The sequence below is a fragment of the Oleiphilus sp. HI0123 genome (assembly GCF_001635315.1).
The window spans coordinates 1-7,550 of the sequence record NZ_LWGE01000681.1; the positions used below are offsets into that span (position 1 = coordinate 1).

General features: G+C 44.8%; 8 protein-coding genes. 5 read left to right on the plus strand and 3 right to left on the minus strand.

The window, feature by feature from the left end; translation table 11 throughout:
• The 4 genes from A3761_RS06135 to A3761_RS06150 form a co-directional block, all read left to right on the plus strand.
• Positions 1-543 (plus strand): MucB/RseB C-terminal domain-containing protein (locus tag A3761_RS06135; protein ID WP_197472885.1); only part of this gene is annotated, 543 nt, incomplete at its 5' end.
• A 10-nt stretch (positions 544-553) separates the two neighbouring features.
• Complete coding sequence (locus A3761_RS06140; RefSeq protein ID WP_068554722.1) at positions 554-1,006, plus strand: SoxR reducing system RseC family protein; 453 nt, start codon at positions 554-556, stop codon at positions 1,004-1,006.
• Between the two features lie 113 nt (positions 1,007-1,119).
• Positions 1,120-2,529 carry a DegQ family serine endoprotease gene (locus A3761_RS06145; RefSeq protein ID WP_068509097.1) on the plus strand — a complete coding sequence of 470 codons (1,410 nt, stop codon included), beginning with the start codon at positions 1,120-1,122 and terminating at the stop codon, positions 2,527-2,529.
• 122 nt (positions 2,530-2,651) lie between these two features.
• Positions 2,652-3,134, plus strand: a complete 483-nt coding sequence (locus A3761_RS06150; protein ID WP_068509096.1) for an NADAR family protein — start codon at positions 2,652-2,654, stop codon at positions 3,132-3,134.
• A 29-nt stretch (positions 3,135-3,163) separates the two neighbouring features.
• On the opposite strand, the gene A3761_RS06155 is transcribed toward A3761_RS06150, so the two are convergent.
• Complete coding sequence (locus A3761_RS06155; protein ID WP_068554725.1) at positions 3,164-4,702, minus strand: bifunctional ADP-dependent NAD(P)H-hydrate dehydratase/NAD(P)H-hydrate epimerase; 1,539 nt, start codon at positions 4,700-4,702, stop codon at positions 3,164-3,166.
• Positions 4,703-4,849: 147 nt separating this feature from the next.
• Here A3761_RS06155 and A3761_RS06160 point away from each other — a divergent pair, with 147 nt between their 5' ends.
• Entirely contained in the window at positions 4,850-5,749 is a 900-nt protein-coding gene (locus A3761_RS06160; protein WP_231875617.1) for a cation diffusion facilitator family transporter, read from the plus strand.
• Between the two features lie 18 nt (positions 5,750-5,767).
• Here A3761_RS06160 and A3761_RS06165 read toward each other — a convergent pair whose 3' ends face one another.
• Together A3761_RS06165 and A3761_RS06170 are read right to left on the minus strand one after the other, a co-directional pair.
• A complete protein-coding gene (locus tag A3761_RS06165; protein ID WP_068512937.1) occupies positions 5,768-6,811 on the minus strand; it encodes a putative solute-binding protein in 1,044 nt (347 codons plus the stop codon).
• A 223-nt stretch (positions 6,812-7,034) separates the two neighbouring features.
• Entirely contained in the window at positions 7,035-7,424 is a 390-nt protein-coding gene (locus tag A3761_RS06170; RefSeq protein WP_068512934.1) for a ribonucleotide reductase subunit alpha, read from the minus strand.
• Positions 7,425-7,550 lie beyond the last annotated feature (126 nt).

The following is a 7,550-nucleotide window of genomic DNA, read 5'->3' on the forward strand; positions in this document are numbered from 1 at the left end:
TGTGTTGTGGTGGAAATATCTGCCAATGACGATGAACGTTATAGCTATAAGCTATGGATAGATGAAGAGAAAGGCCTGCTCCTAAAGTCTGAGTTAATTGACCAAGAGCATAAAGCCTTGGAGCGTTTCCAATACACACATGTAGAGTACCCAAATAATATTGACTCGACCGTTTTCGATGTAATGGGGGCAGGGAAAGCGATTAAGCATGAAATGATCAAAACGGCAGACAAAGGTATGTCCTGGTCGCGTTCCCTGATGTGGCAAGTTGAATTTTTGCCTAATGGCTATGAAAAGATAAATGGAGAGGCAAAAGAAGGTGAGCATGTAATGGTCTATAGTGATGGCCTGGCAACCTTCAGTATATTTATCGAGTCGGTTGATAAGGGAACTATGCCTGAAGGTGCGACACAGGTGGGTGCAACAACTGCCTATTCAACTGATCACAGTGTTGATGGTCATGACTATCATGTGACGGTTGTTGGCGAAGTTCCTGCTATGACTGCAATGAAGGTTGCGAAATCAGTCAAACCGATCATGTAAGGTTAGTTTAATGATTAAAGAAGAAGCTATAGTCATTGCTGATGACTCAACAACTAATGGGCGTATATCGGTTCGTATCGATAGAAAAAGTGCCTGTGAGAGTTGCCAGATGAAAGCGGGCTGTGGCCAAAAGCTAGTCAATGATAGTAGCCAACGAAAATGTATTGAGTTTGAGCTTGATAACGAGTTTGATGTACAAGTAGGGGATTATGTAACCCTCGCAGTTCCAGAGAAAACTTTCCTGCAGGCCTCCCTCGTGATGTATGTGCTTCCCTTGGTTTTAATGATTCTTTGTGCTGTGCTTGCGGAAAGTTATTTAGCCTTAAATGATGCCGCGACCTTGCTGGCGTCCATTTGTGGCTTTGGATTAGGGCTTTATTTGGCTAGACGTTTTGCTAGCGAGCATAAAAGTGATCCAGACTTTCAGCCACATATTGTAGCCGTAGACCGGGCTATAGACTAGTATTTTTCCTCTTTAACCTTGCTCCCCCGTTACGTATTTTTAAGTTGAAAACTAGCCCTTCGGCCTCAAAAATGAGGGTACGTTCTAACTACATACTCTCTTGAGGATTCTTCATGAAGTACATAAATAAACTCAGCTCCTTGCTATTCTTGATGGCTGCAATCAGTGTATTGAGTCTCTCTAGCCATGCTGCAGATCTGCCGGATTTTACCGAGTTAGTTGAAGAGCATGCGGAATCGGTCGTTAATATTAGTACGGTTAGCCATGCCGAGCGACCTTCCCAGTTCCAGTTTCAGGGTGATATGGAGCAAATCCCGGAGTTCTTCCGGCATTTCTTTGGCGGCCCACCAAAATCAGGAAAGCCTAACGGCAAGAAGCGTATGCAGTCGATGGGCTCAGGCTTTATCGCAAGTGAAGATGGCATTATTCTAACTAATAACCACGTCGTCGATGGTGCTGATGAAATTTATGTTCGTTTTAGTGATCGACGTGAATTAAAAGCTGAACTCATTGGCGCTGACAAACGTTCAGACCTGGCCGTTTTGAAAGTTGAAGCAGATGATTTGCCAGCAGTTAAGTTGGGTAAGTCAAAGCCGCTTAAGGTTGGTGAGTGGGTCTTTGCTATAGGGTCTCCTTTTGGTTTTGATTACACCGTTACTGCCGGAATTGTTAGTGCCAAGGGGCGTAGCCTCCCTAACGAAAATTATGTACCTTTTATTCAGACTGACGTAGCGATTAATCCAGGTAATTCTGGCGGCCCACTATTCAATATGGATGGTGAAGTTGTTGGTATTAATTCTCAAATTTATACTCGTTCAGGTGGCTTTATGGGCGTTTCTTTTGCGATTCCAATTGATGTCGCAATGGAGGTCGTAGCTCAGCTCAAAGGCCAAGGTTATGTCGCGCGTGGTTGGTTAGGGGTCTTGATCCAGGAAGTTAACAAAGATCTTGCTGACTCCTTTGGTTTGGATCGTCCTTACGGTGCTTTAGTTGCTCAGGTGGTTGAGGACTCGCCTGCAGACCAAGCAGGTATTCAAACTGGTGATGTAATTATCGAGTATGAAGGAGAAGAGATTGATTTCTCATCTGAACTACCGCAGCTGGTAGGGCGAACAAAGGTTGGTGACAAGGCCAAACTAAAAGTTGTTCGTGATGGAGATGAGAAATCAGTGAGTGTCGAGATTGGTGAGCTTCCGACTGACGAAAGTGCGAGCGCTTTACAAAATAAACCTCAGGTAGAGAAGACGAACCGTATTGGCATTAAAGTGCGAGAACTTGATCATGAGACCTTGGATGATTTGAATTTGGATGGCGGTGTTCATGTTATCCAGGTAGAGTCGGGTGCAGCACGTGAAGCAGGGATTAAACAGGGTGATATCATCACTCGACTCAATAACCAGAAATTCACGTCGGTAAAAGAATTTCAAAAGGTGGTAGAGAGTCTTCCTTCAGATAGAGCTGTTCCGGCATTGATCGTTCGTCAAGGAAGTCCTTCGTTTATTGTTATTCGTGTTAAAGATTAGACAGAGTCATTGAACGCCTTAAGTGGTGAGTACGCTCGGTAACTTCGAGTGTACGCTCACCACTGTTTTGATCAAGACGTATCGGGTATGATGGCTTTTTCAACAGTCCAAGAGTAAAAAGTTTGTTATTTCCTGATTTAGACGAAGATGCATTATTTCTATCACGTAGCAATGAAGACGAAGCGCTTGGTACTCATAAGCTGGCTTCTTTTTTACTCGAGGGTTTATTGTGGCCGAGTATCGAGCATTACTATCAGGCGATGAAGTTTCAGGAAACTTCTCCTTCTTACTTTGAAAAGATCCGGAAATCGTCAACCGCCAAACAGGCGAGGCGCATGGGTAGATCTCGCTTTCATAAAGTTCGAAAAGACTGGGCTCAAGTCAAACGAACGGTTATGACGCGAGCGGTTTATACTTATTGTCGTAGCCATCCTCAGGTCGCTCAGCTTCTTTTAGATAGCGGTAGCAGGAAGATACTGGAAAATAGCCAATACGATTATTATTGGGGTTGTGGTCGTGACCGCCGAGCCGAAAATACTTACGGCAAGGTTTTGATGGACGTTAGGTCAAAACTGAATCAGGAAGGTCGAGAAAAACAAAACTAAGATTCAGGCATAAGATTTTCTCGTCATACCTATAGCTCGTAATTTAGCTTGTTGAGTAGCGATCTGACGACTGGTATCAAATCGCATGCAGATAAGCCACGTTCGCCAGATTGTTTGGCAGCAATGTCTGCTGCACGAGCGTGTAGGGTGGTTGCTAAACGCAAGGCAAAGCCCTCAGCGAAGCCTTGAGCGACCAAGCTGCCAATTATTCCACTTAGTACGTCTCCCATTCCCCCGCTTGCCATGCCTGGGTTGCCATAAGGGCAAATGCTGATTGTTTCGCCTTTGCTGGCAAGTAAGCTTCCACTGCCTTTTAATAGAATATGTCCACCAAGCTTATTGGAGAGCTCAGTGATTGCATGAAGCCTATCCTGCTGGATTAGGCCAGCGCTACCATGCCCGAGCAGTCGCGCAGCTTCACCAGGGTGGGGAGTGTATATGCGTTTACCTTGATTTTCCTTATCAACCGAGTTGATCCAATTCTGTTTGTTAGTCAAGATATTCAAGGCGTCTGCATCTAGCACCAGCGGCTTATCGAGCTTAATAACCCTTTGCAGTAACTTTTCTGACCATGCAGATCTACCAAGGCCCGGACCGATTACAATTACCGTTGCCGCGTCCAGCAATTGCTCAACTTGTTGAGTATTTTCAGTAGAGGTGACCATGACCTCTGGTGTGCGTGATAGCAATGCAGAGCAGTGGTCTTGATGGGTGATAACGCTCGTCAGGCCTGAGCCGCAGCGAAGTGCTGCTTCAGCAGCCATGAGTACCGCGCCACCATAGCCCCGGTCTCCGCCGACAATGAGGGTGTGCCCACAATTACCTTTGTGAAAATGGCGGGGCCGGACAGAAACTTGATCTAGTAATTTCTGCAGTGACAAGCAATGAGCGATAGGCGTCTGCTCATTAATAATTTTGGCTGGCACCTCCAGGTCGTCGTAATATAGTTCGCCAGTATAGTGTTGACCTTCAGCGGTAAATAAGCCCAGTTTTAGGGCAATAAAACTCGCAGTGCAGTCGGCTTCGATTGCGGTGCCCATTATACTGCCCGTATTGGCATTTAAGCCCGATGGAATATCAATCGCTAATATCGGGGCAGTAGATTTATTTGCTGCTTCAATAGCGTCAGCATACAGGCCTCTGACAGGGGAGTTAAGACCGGTACCTAATAGAGCGTCGACGATAATGTGATTGTCGGTCTCTGATGCTAGACTTTTGTCTGAGTAGTGGTCGCAGCTTACGTTTTCTGCTAAGCACATCTGGTATGCACTTTGCGCATCACCGACAAGTTTATCTGGAGGCGAAAGAAAGTAGACATTACATGCAATTCCATAAGCTTTGGCTAGCGCAGCGACAATATAGCCATCTCCGGCATTATTTCCACTGCCGCATAATACTGTGACTTTCTGGCAGTTGGGGAATCGTTCTAATAGTATATTGAAGCTAAATTTCGCTGCTTTGTTCATGAGCGAAAAGCCCTTGATTCCATGCCTGTTGATAGCCGAACTATCGATATCTCTTACCTGCTGGCTGAGGAATAATTCACTGGGAAGTTTTGTTTCAGGCATATCGGGTTCCATCTGATAGGGCGTCGAAAAGCTTAAGTTAATGATACAGTTCAAAATTTATATTTAATTAGATGATGCTAATTAATGGTTTTATTTAGTATAGATGCCCGTAAAATAGGAGCTCTATTCTTTTGTTAAGAGATCTTAGTGAACATTACTATGCGGACAAAATCGGAACAACTTATTATTTGGGCAACCAGGGCTTCTGTCGCTGTTGCATTTACCTTACTAATATTAAAAATATATGCTTGGATTGTAACGGGTTCAATGGGGGTGCTAGCCGCACTAGTAGACTCGTTACTGGATTTGGCTGCTTCGCTAATCAATATGTTTGCGGTGCGTTATGCCTTGGAGCCCGCGGATGAGGAGCATCGTTTTGGGCATGGTAAGGCTGAATCACTAGCGGGCTTAGGGCAAGCAATATTTATTGGCAGCTCGGCGATATTTCTATTGATGTATACAGTGGAGCGGATTTTTAACCCTGAACTGATCGAGTCACCTGAAATTGGCACATGGGTGATGCTCTTCTCGATGGCATTAACTTTGGTATTGGTTGCTTACCAGCGTTATGTCGTTAGAAAAACCAATTCGATTGCTGTCAAGGCTGATTCTCTTCACTATTCAGCAGACTTAGTAACTAATGCTGGAATTTTGTTAGGCTTGGCCCTTTATTATATGGGCTGGTTGTATTCAGACCCTATTATTGCCTTACTAATAGGCTTGTACATTCTAAAATGTGCAATAGAAATCGGCTATGAAGCCATTCAGTTGTTGCTTGACCGGGAACTCCCTGATGAGGAAATTAATCAGATAGAAAGCTTGGCTTGTGAACATGAAAACGTCATAGAGATTCATGATCTAAGAACACGTCAGTCTGGTCAGACGAAATTCATTCAGTTCCATCTTGTAATGGATGGGAATATGACATTACTCGCTGCACATGACCTCGCTGACGAGGTACATGACAAGATAAAAGAGTTTTTTCCGCAATCCGATATAATCATCCACCAAGACCCCCATACAGCGATAGCGAATGTAGGGGATTAGCGTCAAATACTTAGCTCTCTATTCGCGGTTGCTTGCTGAGCATTCAGCCGCTTGAGGGTCGAGTTTGCAGCGGACCTTCCTCATTAGTTTAAGCGTCTTTTGGTCGTAGATACCGCGACGACCTAACTCCAAACGGCTCTCTCTAAAATCTTCCACCCAGTAATCGTATAGATGTTCGGGGATATCTATCCAATAGTGTTCGGGGATAGTTGCTTCTGGGTCCGTAAGGAACTTAACAAACTTTGAGTATTCCTCAACCGCTTTTAGCCGAGCCTTCTGAATAAAGCCTTCGGGGAACTTTTCCCAACGTGCGATAACCTGCATGGTGATATACAGGAAAGGGTCTTTATAGATGCCACCGTCAGGTTCTAAGCCTTTATGCATTTCGAAGGGCTCGTAAACAATTGCCGGCGCTGCAGTCAGGTCAACCGTACCGTTGTTAAACTTGAGGATTGAGTTAAAAATGGTTGAATTAACGGGTGTAATACCGTGCTTTTGTGACAGGTATTCAGATTCGGGAACATCATCGAGAACGGCCATGCGTTTGCCAGCAAAGTCTTTGGGAAGCAAAATGCTACGGTCGCGCGTAAACATAAATATTGCACCAGCAGGGCCAATGCCGAGCACTTCAAATTCTCCTATGCGCATTAGGTGAGCCGCCTTAGGAGAGCTTAGGCTTTTGATAATAATGCCAAGATGCTTGTAACTTGGGATTGCGCCAATTGCGCCTAAACTGCCAGTAAAAGAGTTAAACTCACGCGCTCTGAAGCCAAGCATATTCACCGCATCGCAACGTCCAAGTTTGAACTCATCAATCGCTATGCGTTCGTCGCTGAAGACTTCGAAAGTAAGGTCAACGCCCCACTTATAAGCTTGAATGGTCGCTTCTTTCATAATTTGTCCGACCGGCCCCGCTTTACCTATTGGGTCCCAGACACACATGAAGATAGGAACAAGATCTACTTTTTCCTTACCTGGCGGGCTATAAGGTTCGCTTGCCTGAACAGCAAGGGTAAAAAGTATGCTTACAACGAAAACGTTTAGTCGAGTGATCACATCCATGAATACAGGCTTCTATATGAGTTTGTTTTTGTTTGATTTATCTATCTTATCGGGCCGCTTCTTATCTGTCATCATAAATAACATGAACAGTTTCTTATTATGAGACAAGCAATAGGGCGATCTTAGAATTAGGGTACGCTAATTGGTGTATGGGGAGCTAAAGGTCGAAGTACTCGCTAGAGCGCTTTGGCTTTAGCGAGTGGCTCTGTTGGTGACGAAAGCACTAAGCTGGCTGAATGAGTACCGGGTTTTCTTTACGGTCAAATATCACGTATTGAGACAAGTCCTGCCCCGAATCCAGGTTGTTGGCCATTTGGTTTAAGTAAGGTTCTGCATCATCAGGGCTCGGCGCTTCGCCGTCTTGTCCTGCCAAACCAGCAACAAACATGAAGTCCCACTCATCTGAAATAGAGTCTGCTTCTTCTGACAAGGCAGCAAATGACTCAATTTCTTCTGGTAGCTTGTCCACGCACATTACAGGCGATAATGAGCCTTCCTGTTCACCTTTTTTTTTGCCTGCTTCACCTTCGGCTTTGGCGAATAAAAAAAGTAAGCGTTGAGGTTGGTCTTGCTCTTGGGCGGCTGTGAGAAGCTCACTAAAGGTAGAAATCATTGTGTGGTCCTTATGTTAATGTGGCGTCATCATAACCACTCTCGCCAAGAGAATAAATGATTAGCGTCAATTGCTTTTGAAGCGTAAGGCAGAGCTTTTGTCGGAGCCCTTGATAATTTTTTGTGA